Below are 21,024 nucleotides of genomic sequence, written 5' to 3'. Positions count from 1 at the left end.
CTGTCCTACATGCACAGCGTTACCGTGAGAGTGAAACGCAATACATGTCCTACATGTGCGACATGTAGTCACCCCCACCCCAAAAAACCGTACAGTGGGGTCAAACTTTGGATTGCTCGGCGGGTACAATCCTGCGCACCCGGTTACCCCACGGATTTCCCGCCGGAAACTGTCGGACGACCCCCTGAATTTTGGGGTGTAGGGCCGCTACCTGGGCCGTAAACGCGCGGAACCACGTCCGACTGAGCGCCGGGAGGGGGTGTGGATCGGCACGAAAACGGACGAGCCAGCACCCCTTTTCGTGGGTGTCACCTCGCAGTCAGCCCAGGAGGGCATCCATGCCGACCCAGTCCAGCAGCACCGCCACCCCCTACACGCCGCCGCTCGAGATGCTGCAGGCGGCCGAGACGATGCTGGCCCAGGCCACGCCCGAGGACCTCGCCATCGCCGACAAGCTCTACATGGCGTACGGCGGCGTGACGGGGGGGCGCTCCGCCGTCACCGGCGCCGAGCTCCCCGAGTTCGAGATCTGCCGCCCCCTCGTCAAAGCGGGGTGGCTCGCGAGCGTCCGTGAGGCCCGGGCGCTGCTGGGCCAGAGCGCGACGCTCCGCATCGACACCACCGACCTGGACACCCGGCTGGCCGAGTTCAAGGCCGAGGTGGAGGAAGTGGTGAACGGTCCGGAGGGCCGGACCGACCCCTTCCTCATGGGCATCTCGGAGATCGCCTCGGCGACCCGCGACCTGGCCGAGGCCACGAAGTCGGTGGGCGGCGATGAGGAACCGGTGGCCAACCTCATCGAGAGCGTGACGAAGGCGCTGAACGAGCGTGTTCGCGCCCTGGCGACGCCGCCGGCCGAGTCCACCGCGACAGCGTAGCCCGGCGAGGGCAGGCCACCCCTTCTTCAGGGCATGGCCCGCCCTCGGAACCTGCCGCCGGAGCTGCTCGATGGCCCGGATGGGGGCGAGGGCGGGGATGTGCCCCTCGCCCCGGACCCGCTGGAGGGCTACGAGCCCACCGGGCTGCGTGGCCCCCGGACGTCCCTCACCCCGGACATGGTGCTCGTCATCGCCCGGGAGATCGCCCGGACGGGCGTGCTCCGGTCCGCAGCTGCGCGAGCGGGCACCACCGAGGACTGTGTTGGGCAGTGGCTGCGCCGGGGGAAGGACGCGGCGGCTCGCAAGAAGCGCAGCCTCTACACCCAGCTCTACATGGAGGTGGAGTACGCCCGGGCCCACCGGCGCGCGTACCTCATCAACCTGGGCGAGCGCAGCGTCACCGATCGCCACATGAACCCGCGCTTTGTCACCTGGCTGATGTCGGTGACGGAGCCCAAGGAATTCACCGTCCCGCGGGAGGCGGCTCCGACGCAGCAGGCCAATGGGCTTGGAGCCGCCTTCGACCTGGTCACACCCGAGGACGCGGTGAAAGCGATTGAGACGAAGCTCCGGCGGTTCCTCGAACTGGAGGACACGCGCGATGCGCTCTTCGCCAAGGTGCGCGCCGAGGCCGAACAGGGAGAGCAGGCCGATGGCGCCAGCTCCGAGGGGGCGTGATGGCCACCCCTGCTGTCAGCCCCCCGAGTCGCAACCCCTTCGCCGGCATCCCCATCCTCTCCTCGGACAACCTCGGCCGGTTCTCGCTCTCTGACCTCGCGGCGATGAAGTTCCGCGAGCAGTTGCGCAAGGCGGAGAAGGTGGCGGAGGGACTGGCCTCTCACCCCGGCATCGCCGAGCAGCTGCGGTTGAACCAGGCGGAGGTGCTGGCCTGGTACTACGAGCCGCGCTTCTGGCTCCGGCCGGTCCAGCAGCCCCCGCCGGACTCCACGAAGTGGCGCACGTGGTTCTTCCTCGGGGGCCGTGGCACGGGGAAGACGTACGCGGGTTCTGTTGCCGTGCTCGAGGAGGCGCGGAAGGACCCCAACGCGCGCATCCTCATCGTCGGCCCCACCGACTCGGAGATCCGCAAGAACCAGCTCGAGGGCCTGAGCGGCATCCTCACCCTGGCGCCACCCTGGTTCAAGCCGGTGCACCAGCGCAGCAAGCGCACGCTGGTGTTCCCCAACGGAGCGCTTGCCTTCTACGTCCCCGCCCAGGCCGGGCCCGACAAGTTCCGCGGCTACAACGTCACCTTCGTCTGGTTGGACGAGATCGTCGCGTGGAAGAAGAAGCCGGAGGACGTGTACGAGGAGTGCCGGAAGGTGGCTCGCGTGCGCACCCCGCGCATGGAGCAGCTGGACCTGCCGGCCCGGCTCGTCATCACCACCACCCCGGCACCCACCCCGCTCTTCGAGCAGATTCTGGCGGAGAAAGAGGGACTCTACCTCGCGCGCTCCACCACCCTCGACAACGCGGCCAACCTGGACCCGGCGACGGTGCGCCGCGCGCTGCGCCTCATCAACACTACGGATGGCCGGCGCGAGTACGGCGGCGAGCTCTTCTGGGGGATGAGCGCCTGCATCTACCAGTGCGTCAACTGGAACGCCTCGCGGGTGAAGAGCCTCGCCGCCATTCCGGAGCGCCGGGACGCGAAAGGCGAGCTGCGGCCGCTCTTCGACAAGATCGTCGTAGGCGTGGACCCGGCGACGGGCGAAAAGGTGAACAGCGACCAGCACGGCATTGTGGTGGAGGGCATCCGCGAGGAGGCGGACGGGCTCGTCCACACCTACGTGCTCGAGGACCTGTCCATGCGCAGTCCGGAGTCCTCTGCGTGGGCGAAGGTAGCAGTGGACGCGGTGCACCGGTGGAAGCACCTGGCGCCCAGGAGGAAGACGTTCATCTTCGCGGAGACGAACACCGGCGGCAGCCTCGTGAAGGACTGCGTCCGCAACGTGGATGCCACCGTGAAGGTGAAGGGCGAGCGGGCCCGGCAGAGCAAGGCGGAGCGCGCGGCCCCTGTGTCCCAGCTCGCCGAGGCGGGGCTGGTGCACATGGTGGGCAAGCACCACGAGCTCGAGAAGCAACTGGCCAAGTTCACCGGCCAGGAGGGCGGGCACGCGCGGGACGACCGCGCGGACGCCTTCGCGTGGCCCATTTTCAAGTACGTGTGCCCGAAGCGGGAGAACAAGGGCGCCCTCAAGAAGGTGGCCGAGGCGGGCCAGCAGCAGGAGGACGAGGACAACGAGGAGTAGCGGCGCGCCCCTTCTTACCGGGCATGGCTTCCAGGTACAGGCCGTCCCTCTTCGAGCGCTTCAAGGCCGCGTACACCGGCCTCCTGCTGGGCCCGGGCGCCGGGCGCCCCGCGGTGCATGGCATCCCCATGTTCCCCATGTCGCCCCGGCGGGGCTCGCGTGCGGTGCTGGCCTCCTACCGATCCAACGCGTGGCTGCAGGCGGTGGTGGACACCGTGGCCGAGGCCGTGGCCACGCCCCGTTGGCGAGTGCTGGTGCCGGTGAGCCAGGAGGGCAAGGCGCTCGCGCGCGCCTGTAAGGGGATGCCGAGCTCCGAGCGGGACAAGCTCGGCGGGCTGGAGCGTCACAAGGCGCTGGCCCGGGGCCTCGCACGCGGGCACCTGGTGGAGTTGGCGGAGCACGAGTTGCTCAACGTGCTTGAGGCGCCGCACCCCATGTTCACCGGGCGCGAGCTGCGCAAAGTGCAGCAGATTCACCTCGACCTGGCGGGCGAATCCTTCCTCTGGCTGCGCCGAACCCTGGACGGACAGCGCCGCGTGGCTGGCTTCGAGATACTGCCGCCCCAGTGCGTGACGCACATGCCCGGCGCCGCGGGCGAGCCGAGCCGCTTTCTCGTCACCTACAACCGCCTCTCTAGTTCGGTGGAGGAGTCGGAGATCCTCTGGCTGCGCCACCTGGATCCCGAGGACCTGTACGGCCGGGGCGTCGGCCGCGGGCACGCCCTGGGCAACGAGCTCGACACCGCTGAGTCCATTCAGGAGGCGCGCCAGGCGACGTTCGCCCGGGGTGGCCTGCCGGCGGCCACCGTGGGCATCGAGGGCGAGGAGAGTGAGGACGTCGCCGAGGACATGGAGAAGAAGTACACCGAGCGCAGCAACAAACCGAGCAGCGCCGGGTGGGTGTGGTTCGTCCCAGGCAAGGTGACGCTCTCCCAAATCCAGCAGGACTTCCGCGCCCTCCAGATGGACGAGGCGGAGAAGGGCCTGAGGGACTACATCCGCCAGTGCTTCAATATCCCCCCGGAGCTCCTGGGCGATCTCACCAGTTCCAACCGCTCCACCGCCGAGGCAGCGAAGTACACCCTGGCGGAGTACGCCGTGCTCCCTCGCCTGGAGTTCCTTCGCACCGAGTACCAGCTGCGCCTGGTGCCACTCATCGACGCGGACGCGCTCCTAGAGTACCACGATCCGCGTCCCCATTCCTGGGAGCGCACGCACCAGGCCATGACGGCGAGCTACGGGCCGCACGTGCTCCTCAACGAGGCACGCGCCCACGGCGGCCTGCCGCCCCTCAAGCGCTTCGAGGGCGTGCCCTTCATGCCGCTGCCGGGCGCCCAGCCGGTGCAGGACGACGACAAGACACCGAAGAACCCGCCGCCCCCTCGCGGCCCGGAGAAGTAGTCCCGCCCCTTCTCCACGAGCATGAAGCTCAAGCCCACCCCGCCCGCTGATGGCGTCATCAAGGCCCTCGGCCAGCTCGTGCAGAAAGCCGAGGGCGCTGCCGACGCGAAGCCCGTCTTCCGTATCACCTCCGAGGTGTTGGATCGGCACCGCGACCGGGTGAAGACGGGCGCGCTGAAGACGGAGAACTTCGACCAGAACCCCGTCCTGCTCTGGAACCACAACGACTGGGAGCCCGCCATCGGCACCTGTCGCGTGTTTCAGGAGAGCGGCGAGTGGTTCATGGAGCCCGCCTTCGATGGCATCGGCGAACTCTCCAAGGACGTGGCCGCGAAGGTGGCGGCCGGAACGCTTCGCACCTGCAGCATCCGCTTCCGCTTCCTCAAGTACGCGTACAACGAGGAAGGGGGCCTCGACTACGAGGAGGTGGAGTTGCTGGAGGTCTCAATCACTAACATCCCCGCCAACCCGGAGGCACTCCGCGTGAAGAACCAGGCCCAGCAGCAGAAGCAGAAGACCGAGACCCCACCCCCTGCCGAGGGCGATCAGTCCAAGGCGCTCGAGCAGGCGGATCTCGATGCCATACGCGCCGCCGTGGACGAGGCGATGAAGCCCTGCATGGAGGCGATTGCCCGAATCGAGGCGGCCCTGACGAAGCTCCTGGGCGAGGAGACCGCGGAGCAGACGCCCGGCGAGGAGGAGGCCAGCACCGACGCCGAAACGCCGGAGGAGGCCGCCAGCGCGGGTGACGGCGAGGAGATGACGTCCGAGGAGGAGGAGGAGCTGAAGTCCTTCCTCGACGCACTCGTCAAGCCGAAGGCGAAGTGAGCCGCCCGTTCTTCCCACCAACCGAGGCGCGAAGGGCGCCCCTCCACCGGAGACACATACCATGAAGTTTCCCAAGGTCATTCAGCGCGCCATTGCCGCCGAGACCGCCAAGGCGATGGCGGCGGAGTTGGCGCGCCGCACCTCCGCCGCCCCGGCCGACACTGCGGGCAAGGGCGCCAAGGGTCCGAGCCGCGACGAGCTGCGCGTGGCGATGGGCCTGCGCATCAAGTCGCTCTGGGCCAATCACCCCATGCACGCATCCAAGTCCTCGGCGTCGCTGCGCGACTGGGTGAAGAAGAGCGCGAGCGCCTACGAGTCCCTGTTCTCCCAGGGCGGCTCCCTGCTCGCGCAGGAGTACAGCTCGGAGATCATCGAGCTCCTCCGTCCGAAGACGGTGCTGCTGCGCGCCGGTGCCCGGAAGGAGGTCTTCACCGGCAAGCTCAACATCGGCCGGCTCAACGGCGGAGCGACGGCGGAGTTCGTCGCGGAGGGCAAGGCTCCCACCATCAACAAGATCGACACGGGCGCCGTCATCCTGGAGGGCCACAAGCTCATGGCCATCTACGAGCCCTCCAACGACATGCTGCGCAACCCCAGCATCGACTCCGCGGGGATGCTCTCTGATGATCTCCTGGCGGCGATGGCACTGGCGGCCGACAAGGCGGGGTTCATCGGTGACGGTACCGGCGCCAACCCGCGGGGCATCGTCCTGCAGGTGAAGGACTCCAACAAGGTGCCCGGCGTGGCCATCACCCAGGCCAACCTCAACAACGTCATCCGCTTCATCGACACGATGGAGCAGAAGGTGAAGGCCAGCAACCTGGAGTTGGAGGGCAACTCGCCGTTCTGGACCTTCTCCAGCGCGGTGGAGTCGGCGCTGAAGGCGCTGCGCTTCGAGAACGGCGGGTTCATTTACCGGGATCAGCTCGAGTCCGGGAAGCTCAACGGCAAGCCCGTCCACATCACCGAGAGCCTGGGGGACAACTACTTCTTCTTCGGGCTCGCCTCCCAGCTCTACTTCGGCCTCGACAACTCGACGGGTGACATCATCCTCGACATGAGCCAGCCGCACTTCGCCGAGGACCTGACGATGGTCAAGGCCATCTCCAAGCCGGACTGGAAGCTGCGCCACAATACGGCGTTCGCCTACTCGGACAACGTCGCGCTGTCCTGATGCCTGCTGGGCTGGGTGCTGCGCGGGCCCGGTCCGATCCCCCTCTCTCGTCTCACCCCTGGAGAACGAATCATGCACCCCACGTCCACGAATATTGGTGCGTACCTGCGCACCGCGGGCCCCTCGGGGGCCGTGCAGGGCTACCCGCCGTCCACCCTCTCCGCCTCCACCGATTACGGCGACGCCTTCAGCGTGGTGGGCTTCAAGTCGGCCGTGCTCACCGCGAGCACGGGCAGCGCCACGGGCGGGCCCACCACGCAGAGCACCACGGTGTCGCTCCAGTCCTCCACCGCCAGCGCGGCGGATGGCACCTGGGCGGACGTCGCCGGCACCACGGTGACGCTCACCGCCGACGAGAAGAGCGGCGAGGTGGACATCAACCTCGTGGAGTTGCCGTCCGGCCACGGGTACGTGCGCACCAAGGTGGTGGTGGCCTTCACCGGAGGTACCGCGCCCGAGCAGGCCGTGGCCGCCAACCTCACCCTGGCGGGCTCGAGCAACCTGCCCGTCTAACACTGCCGCAACCCTCCGCCGGGGAGCGCCCCTTCTTCTGGGTGTCTCCCCGGTTTCGTTTGGAGGTGCCCGTGCCGACGCCCTACGACTTCACCACGCTGGCCCGCGCCGCCACCCGGATAAGGGTGTCCACCTCGGACGCCGAACTGCCCGCCCTCATCACCGCAGCGAGCCGGGCACTGGCCAACTTCCTGGGCTACGAGGCCCACCTGCGCGAGGAGGTGGACGAGACGGTGGTGGGCCAGGGCGGCGTGTACGTGTGGTTGCGCGCGGGGCAGGTGCGGCAGCTGCATTCGGTGAAGGTGCACGGCGCCGAGCTCGCCGAGGGCGAGGTGGCGATCGACTGCCCCCGGGCCGGGCGCCTGGTGCGCCGCCGCGGGCGCTGGCCCTTCACCGGCAGCAGCACCGCCGGCATCGTCCCCATTCCCCTCCAGGCGCACGACAGCGGGGACATCGTGGTGTCCTTCGACTCGGGGTGGAGGACACCCGGACAGGTGGCCCTGGCGCTGGAGGCGGAGCCCTCCAGCACCCTCACGAGCGAGCTTCCGCCGGAGTTGGAGGAGGCCGCGCTGCTGGTGCTCACTGCGTGGTACCGCCGGCTTGGGCAGGACCCAGACGTCACGACGAAGAGCCTCGGCGACGCCTCTATCTCCTGGGGCGCGGACTCGATGCGTGGCGGCAAGGTGGCCATTCCTCTCATCGCAGCGCAACTCGCAGCCCACCACCGCAAGCCGGGGCGGGGGAGCACATGAGCCTCTGGGCCGGCGACATGAGGGAGACGTTTCATATCAAGCGCAACCTGGGCCCGGACTCCACCAACCCGGACCCGCGGCTGCGCATGGTGGAGCGCTACGGCCCCGCTGAGCCCCACCCCTGCCGATGGCAGCCCGGTGCGCGACTGGTGAAGGCGGCGGACGGGCGCCAGGTGGTGAGCGAGGGGACGCTCTTCACCACCGCCCGCTTTACCTCCAAGGACTTGCTGTGGCTGCCCGGGGAGGACCCCGAGGACGTGGGCGCCAGCAAGCGGGCCCTGCGCGCCTGGGAGCGCAAGGCGCTGGAGACGGGAGACTTCGACCACACCGAGGCCGCGCTATGAGCCTGCGAGACGTGGAGCTCGACGTCGCCCTACTGCTCGAAGCGGCGGGGCTGGGCAGCACCAGCGCCAACCCGCCCACCCTCTACCCGGGCCCGTACCCCGCGACGGCGCCGGACGCGTTCATTGCCTGTCGACACTCGGGTGCGGAGAAGCCGGAGAAGTACCTGGCCAACACGGGGCTGGCCTACCACCGCGAGTCCGTGACGGTGATGGTGCGGGGCACACGGGAGCCGGGCAGTTACGTGACGGACGGCGCCCGCGCCCGCGCCGCATGGAGCGCCCTGTACGACTTACACCCCAGCGAGTACGTGCTGGTGGACCCGGAGGACGGCGGACCCACGTACCTCGGCGATGACGAAGAGCACCGTCCGCGCTGGTCCTTCACCGTGGGGCTGGAGTACCTCTCGGCTACCGCGCCGGGCGTGGTGGTGCCGCTCTCCCGCGACGCCACCCTGCGCGTGGGCGGGCTGTCCGTCACCGGCGAGGCCTCGGTGGCCGGGCTGCTACGCCTGGGCGCCCTTCCCTTCGCGAGCCTCCCCGCCCCTGGTGAGCACCGCGGGGCCCTCGTCTTCGACACGGACGCGGGCCTGCTGCGCGTGTCCACCGGCACCACCTGGCTGGCCCTGGGCGAGCTGCCCCCCATACCCACCGCCGCCGAGGTGCTCGTCATCCCGGCCGGCGAGCTCGCGGCGAGCACAGTCCAGGGGGCCCTCGAGGAGATTCAGGCGGACGTGTCAGGACGGGCCACGGCGGCGCAGCTGGCGGCGAAGGCCGACGCCTCGGCGGTGAATGACGCCCTGGCGCTGAAGGCGAACGCGAGCGCACTCACCAGCCACACCTCGGTGACGGCGGCTCACGGGGTGGTCGGCAGCCTGGTGGGCACCACGGACGCCCAGACGCTCTCCAACAAGAAGCACTCCGGGGTGCTCGAGGTGGTGGACGTCGCCTCGGGCGCGGTGGCCTTCCGCATCCCCGCGGGCAGTTGGCTGAAGCTCGGGGCCGACACCGCGAATGCGGACGTCCTCCTCTGGAACGGTTCCCGCTTCCTCTTCGGCCCGGCGGGTGGCTCCTCTGCCACCGTTGGCTCGCTTATCGTGGGGACGGAGGTTGTGCTGCAGGGCGGCGTTCTGCGCCGCTCCACCACGGGCCTGCTGTCCTATTCATCCACGCCCTCCACCGTCGCGCACCGGTTCACCACCTCGGCCGTCATGGCCGCTGGCGGCGTGCTGGTGGAGTTCACGCAGCCGAGCGGCACGGGCGGCGCCGAGGTGCGCAGGTGGGCGGTGGACAGGGACGGCAAGCCGCTGCTCAACACGGGCGACAGCAGCGCCGCCCCGGGCAACGCCACGCTCAACACCCCGGCAGGGAAGAGCGCCATCCTCGCCGGGGCCTCGTCCGTCACCATCACCAACAGTTGCTGCACGGCCAGTTCGCTGGTGCGCGTCTGGGTGCAGCAGGTGAACGAGGACGCCACCCTCGTCCGCGTGCGCGCCGTCCCGGCGGCTGGCTCCTTCATCATCTACGGCAACGCCTCCGCCACGGCCAACGTCGTCGTGGGCTGGGAAATCACCAACTGAGGAGTGCACATGGGGACACGGACACAGCGGGAGCTGGAGGCGAAGCGCGCGGAGGTGGCGGCGCTCGAGGTGAAGGCAGCCGAGGAAGATGCGGCCCTGGCGTTGGACTCGCCGCACGTGCGCCAGCTGGCGGTGGCCCTGCACACCAAGCTATGCCCGGACAGCCACGACACCCTGGAGTGCTCCTGGTTCCTGGAGGACCCCGTCGCCGCGGATGACCCCGAGGGCGCGGACTGGACGGCTCCGTCGCACTCCGACTGGTTGCGGCGCGCGCGGGGTGGGCTGGCCACCGAGCGCGAGCTCGGCTGGCGCATCTACCCGCCGGGCTCCTCGGAACCGCTCCCCACCCTGCCGTGAGCCGCCCCTTCTCCGGGGCATGGGACGCGGCTTGTACAGGGTGAGGAAGTCCGTCGAGGTCAACGTCCTCGCGCTCAAGCGTCTGCGCTCGCAACCGGAGCGGGTGTTGAGCGACCTGGACAGGCCGGTGCTGGACGCGGCCCAGCGTGGCATGGACCAGGCGCAGTTCCTGGTCCCGCGCGGCGGAGCGCCGGACGATCCGCTGAACCTCGCCGACACGTCATTCGTCAGTGTCCCCCACCACAATCTGGGCGCGCCCCTGAGCACCACCGTCACCACCGGGTATGACCATCCGGAGGCCGGGTCCATTCACGCGGGCTGGCACTGGGGCCACCTGTTGATTCCCCCCGAGTGGTTGCGCCGTGCCTTCAAGAAGGGGGTGCGCCCCCTGCTCATCAAGGGCGTGTCCAGCCAGCTCATGAAGTCTCTCGCGAAGCTCTTTCCCAAGAAGTGAGGCTATCCATGTCCACGCCGATCATCGCCCACAAGGTACCCATCCACATTCACGAGACTGCCGAGGAGGTGCTCTCCGACGCCAATAAGTTGGAGGCCGGATCGAAGTTCTCGGTGACCCGCAACAACGTCCACGAAACCGACAAGTTCCTCAACTCGGACGGCTACGACGAGAACACGATCGTCTGGACGGAGCTCAGCGGAAACATCTCCGGCAAGCGGCGCCAGGGCAGCCCGACCCAGGAGGTGATGGCGGCCGCCTCGGAAAACCAGACGCACTTCTACATCTCCGTCGTGACCAATCCGACTGCGTCCGCCGGCAGCAAGGGCAAGCGCTACAAGGTCTCGATCGAGTCGGACCCGAACGACTTCGAGGCCGGCACCTCGCAGGCGTTCGATTACGGGCTGAAGTTCAGCGGCCCGCCCGTGGCATTCTAATCCCTCTCACCCTCCATCCTCACGCAGAGACCATATGCCCACCGATGCATTCAATTCCCCCCCCCGCCTCTACAAGACGGTCACCATCAACATCGGCGGCACGCCCGTTACGCTCGCCCTCCGGCGCATCTCGCCGTCGCTCGCGGCCATGGTCATGGCCGAGGCCCAGAAGGCCGGGGACGCGGACAAGGACAACAAGCCGATCGGTCTGGATGGCGGCATGCGGGTGATGGCGCGGATGGCCGCGTGCGTCATCTATCTCCCCGACGCCGTGCGCCCCCGGTTCAACCGACGCAACCCCGAGGACCTGGAGACGATCATCGAGTCCGACTGGCTGATGGACCTGCAGGACGACATCAACGGCGCCATGGCCCACTCGGGCGTCGCGCTGGAGCACATCAAGGGAAACTCCGAGGCGACCCAGACCGAGCCCTCGAAGTCCGGGTCGCCAGACTGATGGGGTGGACGCTCGCCACGGCGCGCGAACAGCCCTTCGAGGACATCCTCTCCTTGGCCGCAGACGCGATCATGGAGGCAGAAAGCGTGACGTCCGGACGTGAGCCGCCCGCGCCCCATCGGGACGGACGTCCGATGACCAGTCACTCCACCGTCATCTACGAGGCCGAATAGGCCCGGAGAGGTAGTTGAGCCATGGCCGGCGCGGGAAACGGTCCAGGTGGGTTGAAGGTCGGAGACCTCTACGTCTCCGTCACCGCCGCCATCGGCGAGGCGGTGAAGAACCTCAACGCCATCATGGAGAAGATCGAGGAGACGGCGGACACCATCGAGGAGCACATGTCCAAGGCCGCAGCTGCCCTGGGTGACTTCTCGGACGGCCTGCTGTCGGTGGCTGCCGTTGCTGCCGGCGCCTTCGCCGTAGCGAGCAAGACCTCCGAGCCCGCCAAGAAGGCACTGGATGATCTCACGGGCTCGCTCCAGACGCTGGGCAAGGAGGTGGGTTCCGTCTTCATCCCTCTCGTCCAGGAAATGACGGTATGGGTGAAGACGGCCGTGGCCACCTGGCGCAACCTCACCTCCGAACAGAAGGATGCAATCGTCGCGTTCGTGAAGATTGCGACTGTTGTGGGGGGCTTGGCCAAGGTGCTCGAGCGCTCGCTCGTCTTCACGAAGAGCTTTGCCGAGGGGACGGTGGTGCTCGCGCGGGTGGCCGGGCCTGCCGCCACCGCGGTGAGCAAGGGCTTCTCGTCCATGGCGGCGTCCGTCGTCATGACGATCAATAAGGTGGGAGACCTCACCAAGAAACTGGGCGAGCTCGGCAAGTCCGACGCGAGCAAGACGTTCAAGATGCTCGACGTCGGGCGGGTGAGCTCCGGCTTCGACAAGGTGGTGTCCGCCATCAAGGGCGCCATCGTCGCCATCCCCGCGGCACTCGCCGTGGGCGCGGCGAAGTTCAAGGCCCTGGCGCTCGCGGCCTCTCCGGTCCTGGCCACCGTGGGCGCCATCGCCCTGGCGGTGGGCTCGCTGGTGGTGCTGGCGGCCGTGCTCCGCGACACCTGGGAGCAGTCCGGAGAGGGGATCAAGGCCTGGTTTGAGGGCATCACCCAGGAGGCCGTGGCGCTGGGGAAGACTATCTCCAGCTTTGTCGGGGAGATGTTCTCGTCTCTGACGGGCTTCCTGCGTCGTGGCGTGGAGGCGGCCTTCGAATTCATCGCAGCACAGGTGCGATGGATCGCGAAGATGGCCGCGCCGGTGGCGAAGTGGGTGGGCGCCGACAAGGTGTCCGCCATGTTCGAGGCGATGGCCAACACCTCGGGCAAGAAGATGTTGGAGTACCTGGACCAGGGCGTGACGAAGCTCTGGGACGCGGGCAGCGCCAAGGCGCGCGAGGCAATGGAGGGCGTGCAGGAGATCGCCAACAAGGCGGGCGAGGCCCTGAAGGATGGCGCCTCGGGAGCAGTGGACATGCTCACCACCGCGAAGGCCTCGTACGACAGGGGCATGGCGCTGCTCAAGAAGGACTTCGGATTCAGCGTCGAACTGCCCTCCATCAACCTGCCGGAGATCGGAGACCCCAACACCGTCGAGGGGACGAAGACGCTCGACGAGATGAAGCGGGTAGCGGATGACGCGGCGAAGTTCGCGAAGGATGCACTGGACGTTGCTCGTGACGTGGCCAGCGGACTGGTTGACCTGGCGCTCCAACAGAAAGACTTGATGGAGAAGGCACAGGCATGGCTCGCCCAGAACGTGATGGCGCCTCAGTTTGAGCTGCTCTTCCGGGAGAGCCTGACGCCAGCCATTGCCGCCGCCAAGGAGGCGCAGCAGGCGATCGCCGAGCGGGCAAAGCAGCTCGCTGAGACGCTCGCCCAGGCCCGGGACGCGCTGGCGTCCAAGGCCCTGGGGCGGATGGGCGAGGCACCCGGGATCGTCGAATCCGGCATCCAGGGAGCCACCGTCGCGGGCCCCCTCGGCGCGGTGGCCGCCGTCCTTGGCGATCTGCTCACCCGCTCGGAGCAGTTCAAGACGCTGGTGGAGATGGTAGGCACCCTCATTCAGCGGGTGGCCGACACGCTGGGCCAGTTGGTGGTGCCCCTGCAACCGCTGATCGGCGGGCTCTCCACCCTCGCCATGTCGGTGGTGTCCGGACTGTCCCCCGCGCTCACCGCCGTGGGCGAGGTGCTCGAGCCGCTGGCCCCGCTCTTCCAGCTGCTGGGCACCATGTTGGCCCCGCTCTTCCAGGTGCTCGGCCAGGTCCTCTCCGCCGTCATGCAGCCGGTGAAGTACCTGGTGGAGGTGGCGCTGAAGACGCTCTTCGAAGTGTTCAAGACGGCCGGACTCACGGTGATGACGATCGTCCTGGGCATCCGCGAAGCGTGGAATGGGATTGTGGGGGCGGTACAGGGGGTGTTGCGCAGCCTCGGCGACATCACCCTCTTCGGCGGCAAGCCCCTGGGCTTCCTCCTGGAGTGGGCGGAGGGGCTGGAGGGGGCGAAGTCCGACACCTCGGGCCTGAGGAGCGCCATCAACCAACTGCACCACGCCACCTACGAGACGGCCCTGGCTCAGGCCGAGCAGGCCGCCGCGGTGCTGCAGGCCACTGCGGCGGTGGACAAGATGACGGCGAGCCTCACCAACGTCCCCTCCAGCTGGAAGTATGCCCTGCGCAGCTTCGAGGCGCAGAATGCCCGCCCCTCCCCCCTGCCGCTCCCCACCTCCACGCCTTCAATCCCGGCCGGGGCGGGCGGTGGCGCGGCGCCGAGCTCGCCCGCGGGGCCTGCCCCGGCGCCGTCCGGCCCCGTGGTGGACACCATCAACGTGTACGTGCAGGACGAGAACGCGGCCATGGCCTCCTTGGAGACGCGCCTGGGCAACGTCGCCTACCGCAGCGCCGGCAGCCGGGGCGGGCGCGGCCGCAAGCCGTACGGGCAGGATGTGGGGTTGACGACGCCATGAGCCTCTTGAAGATCAACGGGGTAGCGGTGCAGGCAACGGCCTCCGAGTGGCAACCGGTGACGCTGGGAGAGATGGCGCGCACCCTCAACGGCGCCCCGCGCTCCACGGCCAGGGTGCGCAAAGCAGACCTGCGCTACACCTCGGGGCTACTGATGGTGCCTGAGGCACATTTGCTGCGCGCGCTGGTGCTGGGTGATGGAGATGTGTTGTCATTTGACGACGACACCACACCCGAAGCGTTCCTGTACACATCCCGTTGCGTGTTCCCCGTGTCACATAGCGGCGTAAGTCGTTCTACCGTATTCCCCTGGAGAGGCATTGCCAATCTCCGCATTTCCGCAGGCGGCTCAGTGTCATGGGCGGCGCAGATGGATGGTGGCTTTACGGTTATGTTCTACAGTCGATTTGTGTCCCCCGGCGCGTCTGCCTGGAACCACGTTGCTTGGAATTCATCATCCGGCAGGTGGTATAACGGTATCAATTTCCCATCCGATCCACTACCGCCGGGATTGATATTCAACGAAGACGATCAGGCGTTTGGCTTTACCGTCCCGCCAGGCCAGACTGTCTTCGACGTCGACGACGTCGTTATACTTCCATTCGCAGCACCAGACGCGTGGATGCCAGCATTGTTTGCATTTCACGAGACACGGCCGTGGCCCGCTCTCCCGTACGTGCTGGTGGAGGATCCTCGCCTGCCAGCTGGCGGCGTGCTGTGCCTCGGCGAGGTAGGCCCCTCGCAGGCGCTGCCGCTGCGCACCAGCGTGGCTGAGCGGGTGGAGTTCACGCTCTACGGCACCTGAGCACCGCTTCTCCTGGGCATGCGCCCCCTCACCGAGCAACTGATTCGCATCCTCACGCACCCCGCCGGCTACCACGCCCGCGGCCGGGTGCGCATTCTGGGCCCGGACGGCCAGTGGTGGGATCTCACCAACCTCCTGGGCCGGGACTTCCTTGAGGGCGTGGACGTAGATGAGAACCTCGACATGCCCGTGGGGCAGGCCACCGTCCGCCTCATGCGCCAGGTGCGCGGCCTCTCCCTCGCCCCGCTGATGACGAGCTCCCTGGCCAACAACCTGGCCGGCAGCTACGCGCCGCTCGTGGACCCCAACCGGCGCTTCCGGGTGGAGGTGGCCGTAGGCGTTCGCGGGCAGCCCGTCCTCCCGGTGTGGCTGCCCCTCTTCTTCGGCCGGATCGACTCGGTGGACTCCGGCAACCCGGACATCATCACCTTCACCGGCAGGGACTTGTCCTCCGCCCTCCAGGACGTGTGGACGGACGAGGAGAAGGTGTACGGCAGCGACGGCGGCGTGCCGCTGGAGACGGTGTGCAACGCCATCCTCACCGACGCCCAGCTCTCCGACTTCGCGCTCTACACCCCGGTGGCCTCCGCCCAGGCCCTGGGGAAGTACAAGCAGGACTACGAGCCCTGCATGGACGCGCTCTCGAAGCTGGCCGTGGGCCGGGGCTGGGAGGTGCGCTGGAAGCTGCGCCCGGACACCGGCGACTGGGGCCTGTGGCTGTGGGGCCCGGACAGGACGGCCACCGCGCCCGTGTGGACGTACACCGCCTCGGACTACCAGTACCTCGGCGAGCTGCGCATGGGGCTCGAGGACGTCCGCACCGCGGTGGAGGTGGTGTACCCGGACGCTTCGGACTTGGACGCGGCCGGGCAGCCCAAGCGCAAGACGGTGCGCCGGGAGTCCGCCACCGCCCTCGCCCGCTTCGGCTGGCTGACGAGCGGAGGCACCCGCCTGCACCGCCTCATGCGGGTTACCGAGGGGGCCTCCACCAACCTGCGCACCGCCGCCGAGGCTGGGCGCCTCGCGGACCTGGCCCTGGCCGACCTCTCCACCATGGACGCCGGGGCCACGGTGGAGGTGGGCTTCCACCCGGCCCTCGAACTAGCCGACCTGGTGGCCCTCACCCCCAACGGCGTGAACTTCAACGCCGAGCAGCGCCTGGCCGTCCGGCAGGTGACGCACTCCCTCTCCTCCACCAGCGCCAAGACGACGCTGCGCCTGCTCGGCAAGCCTTCCCTCGGGCCCGCAGCCTGGCTGTCCATGGAGTCCCGCGCCGGCATCGCCCCGGGCGCCCCCTTCACCGGGCCCGCCGCTCCCTCCGGACTCGGCGTCACCAACAGCGTCACCGGCGCGGTGCTCTCCTTCACCGCCCCCAACATCACCTCGGGCGGCCCGCGCGCCGAGGAGTACGAACTCCACGTCTACGATACCCCGGGCGCTGCCCTCTCCAGCGCCACGCGGCGGGAGGTGAGCAACTCCACGTGCTTCGACGTGACGGGACTCACGGCGGGAGCAACGAAGTACGCCCGCGTCCGCTCCCGAGACAGGAAGGGCAACGTGGGCCCGGCCTCGGAGGAGGTGACACTGGCCCCGAGGTACGTCACCCCGAGTGATGTCGCGCAGAACGTCACCTGGTCCGCGCTGCCTCTCAACTCCGACCTCGAGTCCCATCCCGATCCATCCAGCCCTCCGGCCGCATGGCGTTTGGTGGGCGGCACCTGGGGCGTGGATGCGGTGGCGGAGACGAGCACGGTGTTCAGCGGCTCCAGGTCGGTGCGCCTCCAGGGCACGGGCACACCCACGTTGGAGAGCCAGCGATTCACCGTGCGGCCTGGTGACAGGCTGACGCCTTCCGCTGTCGTCTTGGTACCAGCGCCCGAAAACCTCAGCCACACCGCCGCGCTGTGGCTATTCTGGTACGACGCCGCGGGAAGTACCGTGGGCAGCGTGAAGGTGTCCGAGACGTACTCGGCCGGGTCTGACGTCTGGCAGATACTGGGTGTCCGGGCCCGCCCCACCACCGTCCCTCTCGCCGCGCGCTACGCCAGCGTCGGCGTCTCGAAGTCCGGCACCAGCAGCTACTTCGTGTATGTGGACTCGGTGCGCGTCGTCCTCCTCGCGGACACCTTTCTCTACCGCTATCCGCTCGCTGCGAGCGGTGTTGGCTGGGTGCCCCCATCTGGAAAGGTGGCTCCCAGGTATCGGATGAACTCTCTGGGGGAGATCCGCCTGGAGGGGTGTGTCAACACGGGCACGTTGGGGGAGGTGGCGTTCTACCTGGACGCTGGGGATCGGCCTGCCTTCACCGCGGACTACATGTGCGCGGGAGAACTTGGACCGGCCACCATCCGGATCGCCGCAAGCACCGGAGCAGTCACCCCGATACGGGGCAGTTTTCCCATCAACATTGACGGGGTGACGTTCCTGGCCCAGGCGGCCGGCACCCTCTGACTACGGGTAGGGCGTGTTGCTCGCCCAGGTGAAGACGGTGCCGTCCAGGGCGAAGAAGGTGACGGCCTCCGGGCAGTCCCTTCTGCAGGCAGGGCTTCCGGGGCAATAGAGCCACCACTCCGAGAATGACGTGCCGGACGTCTGCGTGGTGTAAATGCACGGCGTACCACACGCTGTCTCCATTGCCGCCGTAGGCCTGCCGAGCATGGCCCGCGGCGAGCAGGAGAGGGGTGGTTGTGGGCCGCTGCTCGTCGTGGTCCCCGCATCCGGCATGGAGGGCAGCGGGGACAACGGGGCAGAGCCACAGGCGACGGCAAGCAGGAGCAACAGGGTACGGGGCATCATCGGTTCTCCGAGGAATGACGTGTGCTCCTCGGAGAAGCGTCGGCGATGCTGCGATTAAAGATCGTCTGCCTTCGCTTGGTTCTGCCTTTCGACCATCTTTGAAGCCAACCGCATACTTGCGTAGGTAATGCTGATCTTCGGCGTGAAGTCCTTCGCCTCGCAATCCAGACGAATCATCGTCTCGCCCGTAATCCACTGCGTCTCAAGCGAGGCATATCCCATTCTCAGGGCAGTCGATAGACCATCAGGGCTATCTCCAAGAAAGCTTTTCCCCTCCCTCCATCTGACAGTATCATACATCGGCGGCCCGTACTTTTGGACAAGCAGCGCCTTGAGGCTGCGATGATCCTCAATATATTGCGCCACCGTTGGACGCGTCGTTTGTAGCTGGATCGCAACGAATGACAAGCGATGATCGCCAAATCCAAATGCCGTCAATGACTTGTGACCGGCCGTCTCGCCGGCGAGCCACATTCCCTGCTCGACAGCCTGCGCTTCAGGATAGACCAGCTTCACCTCGTCTTCGGACATGCCCCAGCGAGCCTTCTGATACCCCTCCGGACTGCGATACCCAGATGGCGGATTGATGAAAGCTGGATTTATCGTACCGTCCGGTAGCCGCATGGGCGTTCCATCAGCAGAGACCGGCCCATTCACAGTCTGGACGGTGGCCACGGGTGCTGGGTTATGGAGTGGTGCGACGGGAGACGCCGTGGACGTTGCAACCGCCTGCATCTCCGCAGCGTGCTGCCCTATTCCTGTTTCCTCTGCGGCGCGGGAGGGAGCCGCAATCCGCTCCTGCCGTTCTTTCTCCCGTGGAGCCCCCATCACAGCAACTGCGGGCGGCGTCGCGGTCGTGTTTCCATGCACTGGGGGAGGGGCAGCGCAGTGGTACTGTGCCGTCATGCCTGGAACGATGCCGGCGGTAAACACACCCAGCAGCCAACCCCAAAAGGGCATATACGTCTCGACCTTGGCAATCCCGTACGTGCACTCGCGAGCGTCGGCCGTCACGGTCGTCAGTCCGATGAAACTCACGCCACCGTTCTCGCCTTGCTGTCCGCTGCGCCCGGCTGGCGAGTCCACAACGACCCGGAAACATCCCGGAAGCAACAAGAACATCACCCCTAAACACACCGCTCTCATAGACTCCCCTCCTCGAGCCCAGAGGCACGACGGCACTCCGAGCAGGAGCGGACCCTACCCAAGCCACGATGTACGTCACAAGCCCGCGCAGCGCGCGCAGTCCACCGCCCAGCGCTTCCCCAGGCCCGGGCCCTTGTCCTCCACCAGCCTGAGGTGACCCTTCCCGGGAGGGACGTGGGTGCCGCAGGTGCAGGTGCCCGCGCGGATGTTGGGACGGTGGCGCGCGGCCCCCTGGGCACACGCGGGCTCCGGGTGGGCGAGCCCCTTGTCCGCCTGGAAGTCGGCGTACTCGCCCTTGCGGACGCGCCCGCCACAGGTGCGGCACGTCCCGTCCTTCTTCGCGACGATGCGAGGCATCAGGCGGCCTCCTGGAGGGCGTTGCGCAGGGCGGCCAGCCCGCGGGCCCGGGCGGCGTGGAGCTCCTCCAGGGTGCACTTCAGCCGGCGGGCGAGCTGAGCGTCCGAGAGCTGCTCGCGGGCGAGGCCCATGGGGACGGCGACGGCCAGGCGCTCCAGCTTCGGCAGGCGCTTGAGGGCGGCCACGGCGGCGAGCTGCTGGGCGCGCTCCTCCCGGTGCTCGTCGCGCTCGTCGGCGTGCTCGAGGTACTCGCGATCCCCGGCCAGGGTGGCCCCCAGCTGCAGCCCGAGGGAGGTGGCCTGGTCCGCGCCCTCCGTCTTCAGGGCCTCCTCGTAGGAGACACTCTCCCGGGCCACGCGGCGGCGCGCGCGGGCGGCCAGCTTCCGCCCCCACTGGGTGGGGCGCACCAGCTTCGCCTCCTCGAGGACGTTGCCCAGGTGCTGGCGGACGGCCTTCATGACGTACGCGGGGTAGAGCGTCTTGCCCGGGCCGGCCCAGCCGGACTCGAAGCCCACCCACAGCCGCTGGGCGCGGGCGAGGGCCTCCTGCAGCAAGTCCTCCTTCTCCAGGTGGGTGCGCGCGTGGTGCGTGTACGCGTGCTCCACCTCGGCCCGGAGGAAGGGCACCAGCAGCTGCAGCAGGGTGGCCTCGGCGGCACGCTGCTGGCGGGACAGCCGGGTGGCGTCCACCTTCACCCGCTGGCCCGTGGCCTTCGCCTGCAGCTGCCGGCGTCCGTTGGCGGCGGGCCCGCGCACCACGGCCAGCGCCCCCTCGATGGACTCGGCGAGCTCCGGGGTGAGGAGCTTCTCCTGCCGCGCGCGGTTGAAGGGCAGCAGGGGTTGGCGAGGCGCCCCGGCGGGAGGGGTGCGCCCGCGCAGGTGCGGCCGGTGGGCCCGCGCCACCCGCCGCTTCTCCCGCGTGGGCACCTCGGCGAGGAAGGCGAAGGGCTCCTGGGCCGAGGCAGGCGCGGCCACCTGCGCGCGTGGCTGTCCCTCGCTCCCAGAGGAGCCAGGCGGGGTGGACGCGGGGGGGACAGGCAAGAGGCGAGCTGCGGAAGCCATACGTCATCCCTCCCAGCGGGGAGGGCTTGCGTCAACAATCCGGCATGCCGGAAACCCAAACCAACTCAGGCAGGTGGCCCGGCGGCGAGCACGGCCCGGCCGTCCCCGCGGCAGTGAATGCCGTGCCTGTTGAGCACGTTCGTCACGGTGCTCAGGCTCAGGCCCAGGCGTTCGGCAATCGCTTGCGCGGAGAGCTCCGTCTCGGAGCGGTAGAGCTGCACAATCCGCTTCACCTTCCAGCGGACGTACTCCACCTCCGTCATCCCGAGCTCGGGCCGCTCGGGGCCCATACCCAGCGAGTCGCGCGCCTCGGGCTCCAGGTGCGCCGGGCGGGAGGGGGTGGGCTCGCCGCGCTGGCGCGCCAGCGTGTGCTTCCACCAGCATTCGTCGCAGCGCCAGGGTAGGCGGCCCTTGGGCTTCACCTGCAGCACCGCGCCGCACGCGCAGGTGACGGTTTTGGGACGACGCAAGTCATTAAAGA

21 protein-coding genes are annotated in these 21,024 nt (G+C 68.4%); 17 read left to right on the top strand and 4 right to left on the bottom strand.

Annotated features, from left to right (window positions below; translation table 11 throughout):
• The first annotated feature begins 338 nt into the window (after nucleotides 1-338).
• From AC16DP_RS22265 to AC16DP_RS22185, 17 genes are all read left to right on the top strand, one after another.
• On the top strand, nucleotides 339-878 hold the full coding sequence (locus tag AC16DP_RS22265) for a hypothetical protein (protein ID WP_329730653.1): 540 nt from the start codon (nucleotides 339-341) through the stop codon (nucleotides 876-878).
• A gap of 33 nt (nucleotides 879-911) precedes the next feature.
• Nucleotides 912-1,556 carry a hypothetical protein gene (locus AC16DP_RS22260; RefSeq protein ID WP_329730654.1) on the top strand — a complete coding sequence of 215 codons (645 nt, stop codon included), beginning with the start codon at nucleotides 912-914 and terminating at the stop codon, nucleotides 1,554-1,556.
• Nucleotides 1,556-3,130 carry a terminase large subunit domain-containing protein gene (locus AC16DP_RS22255; protein WP_329730655.1) on the top strand — a complete coding sequence of 525 codons (1,575 nt, stop codon included), beginning with the start codon at nucleotides 1,556-1,558 and terminating at the stop codon, nucleotides 3,128-3,130. Before AC16DP_RS22260 ends, AC16DP_RS22255 begins: the two co-directional genes overlap by 1 nt.
• Nucleotides 3,131-3,153: 23 nt before the next feature.
• Nucleotides 3,154-4,530 (top strand): phage portal protein, encoded by a 1,377-nt coding sequence (locus AC16DP_RS22250; RefSeq protein WP_329730656.1) that lies wholly within the window; start codon nucleotides 3,154-3,156, stop codon nucleotides 4,528-4,530.
• A gap of 21 nt (nucleotides 4,531-4,551) precedes the next feature.
• Nucleotides 4,552-5,358, top strand: coding sequence for an HK97 family phage prohead protease (locus AC16DP_RS22245; protein ID WP_329730657.1), 807 nt, complete (start codon nucleotides 4,552-4,554; stop codon nucleotides 5,356-5,358).
• Nucleotides 5,359-5,419: 61 nt separating this feature from the next.
• Nucleotides 5,420-6,532, top strand: coding sequence for a phage major capsid protein (locus AC16DP_RS22240; RefSeq protein ID WP_329730658.1), 1,113 nt, complete (start codon nucleotides 5,420-5,422; stop codon nucleotides 6,530-6,532).
• 72 nt (nucleotides 6,533-6,604) lie between these two features.
• On the top strand, nucleotides 6,605-7,045 hold the full coding sequence (locus AC16DP_RS22235; protein ID WP_329730659.1) for a hypothetical protein: 441 nt from the start codon (nucleotides 6,605-6,607) through the stop codon (nucleotides 7,043-7,045).
• Between the two features lie 71 nt (nucleotides 7,046-7,116).
• Nucleotides 7,117-7,797 (top strand): hypothetical protein, encoded by a 681-nt coding sequence (locus AC16DP_RS22230; protein WP_329730660.1) that lies wholly within the window; start codon nucleotides 7,117-7,119, stop codon nucleotides 7,795-7,797.
• Nucleotides 7,794-8,141, top strand: a complete 348-nt coding sequence (locus AC16DP_RS22225) for a hypothetical protein (RefSeq protein ID WP_329730661.1) — start codon at nucleotides 7,794-7,796, stop codon at nucleotides 8,139-8,141. The genes AC16DP_RS22230 and AC16DP_RS22225 overlap by 4 nt, the downstream gene beginning before the upstream one ends.
• Complete coding sequence (locus tag AC16DP_RS22220; RefSeq protein ID WP_329730662.1) at nucleotides 8,138-9,718, top strand: hypothetical protein; 1,581 nt, start codon at nucleotides 8,138-8,140, stop codon at nucleotides 9,716-9,718. Before AC16DP_RS22225 ends, AC16DP_RS22220 begins: the two co-directional genes overlap by 4 nt.
• Before the next feature lie 9 nt (nucleotides 9,719-9,727).
• Nucleotides 9,728-10,075: a hypothetical protein gene (locus tag AC16DP_RS22215; protein WP_329730663.1), complete on the top strand. Its 348-nt coding sequence runs from the start codon at nucleotides 9,728-9,730 to the stop codon at nucleotides 10,073-10,075.
• A gap of 40 nt (nucleotides 10,076-10,115) precedes the next feature.
• Nucleotides 10,116-10,529 (top strand): hypothetical protein, encoded by a 414-nt coding sequence (locus tag AC16DP_RS22210; RefSeq protein WP_329730664.1) that lies wholly within the window; start codon nucleotides 10,116-10,118, stop codon nucleotides 10,527-10,529.
• Nucleotides 10,530-10,537: 8 nt separating this feature from the next.
• Complete coding sequence (locus AC16DP_RS22205; RefSeq protein ID WP_329730665.1) at nucleotides 10,538-10,966, top strand: phage tail tube protein; 429 nt, start codon at nucleotides 10,538-10,540, stop codon at nucleotides 10,964-10,966.
• A gap of 34 nt (nucleotides 10,967-11,000) precedes the next feature.
• Entirely contained in the window at nucleotides 11,001-11,423 is a 423-nt protein-coding gene (locus AC16DP_RS22200) for a hypothetical protein (RefSeq protein ID WP_329730666.1), read from the top strand.
• A gap of 194 nt (nucleotides 11,424-11,617) precedes the next feature.
• Nucleotides 11,618-14,380, top strand: a complete 2,763-nt coding sequence (locus tag AC16DP_RS22195) for a phage tail family protein (protein WP_329730667.1) — start codon at nucleotides 11,618-11,620, stop codon at nucleotides 14,378-14,380.
• Nucleotides 14,377-15,183 carry a hypothetical protein gene (locus AC16DP_RS22190; protein ID WP_329730668.1) on the top strand — a complete coding sequence of 269 codons (807 nt, stop codon included), beginning with the start codon at nucleotides 14,377-14,379 and terminating at the stop codon, nucleotides 15,181-15,183. Before AC16DP_RS22195 ends, AC16DP_RS22190 begins: the two co-directional genes overlap by 4 nt.
• A gap of 18 nt (nucleotides 15,184-15,201) precedes the next feature.
• Nucleotides 15,202-17,634: a hypothetical protein gene (locus tag AC16DP_RS22185; RefSeq protein ID WP_329730669.1), complete on the top strand. Its 2,433-nt coding sequence runs from the start codon at nucleotides 15,202-15,204 to the stop codon at nucleotides 17,632-17,634.
• 399 nt (nucleotides 17,635-18,033) lie between these two features.
• Here AC16DP_RS22185 and AC16DP_RS22180 read toward each other — a convergent pair whose 3' ends face one another.
• The 4 genes from AC16DP_RS22180 to AC16DP_RS22165 form a co-directional block, all read right to left on the bottom strand.
• Nucleotides 18,034-18,510 (bottom strand): hypothetical protein, encoded by a 477-nt coding sequence (locus AC16DP_RS22180; protein WP_329730670.1) that lies wholly within the window; start codon nucleotides 18,508-18,510, stop codon nucleotides 18,034-18,036.
• A gap of 690 nt (nucleotides 18,511-19,200) precedes the next feature.
• Nucleotides 19,201-19,482 (bottom strand): hypothetical protein, encoded by a 282-nt coding sequence (locus AC16DP_RS22175; protein ID WP_329730671.1) that lies wholly within the window; start codon nucleotides 19,480-19,482, stop codon nucleotides 19,201-19,203.
• Nucleotides 19,482-20,456 (bottom strand): hypothetical protein, encoded by a 975-nt coding sequence (locus AC16DP_RS22170; protein ID WP_329730672.1) that lies wholly within the window; start codon nucleotides 20,454-20,456, stop codon nucleotides 19,482-19,484. Before AC16DP_RS22170 ends, AC16DP_RS22175 begins: the two co-directional genes overlap by 1 nt.
• A 152-nt stretch (nucleotides 20,457-20,608) precedes the next feature.
• Nucleotides 20,609-21,013, bottom strand: a complete 405-nt coding sequence (locus tag AC16DP_RS22165) for a helix-turn-helix domain-containing protein (RefSeq protein ID WP_329730673.1) — start codon at nucleotides 21,011-21,013, stop codon at nucleotides 20,609-20,611.
• Nucleotides 21,014-21,024: the final 11 nt, after the last annotated feature.

Source organism: Archangium sp. (genome assembly GCF_057119385.1).
This window is presented reverse-complemented; position numbering and strand designations above follow the sequence as displayed.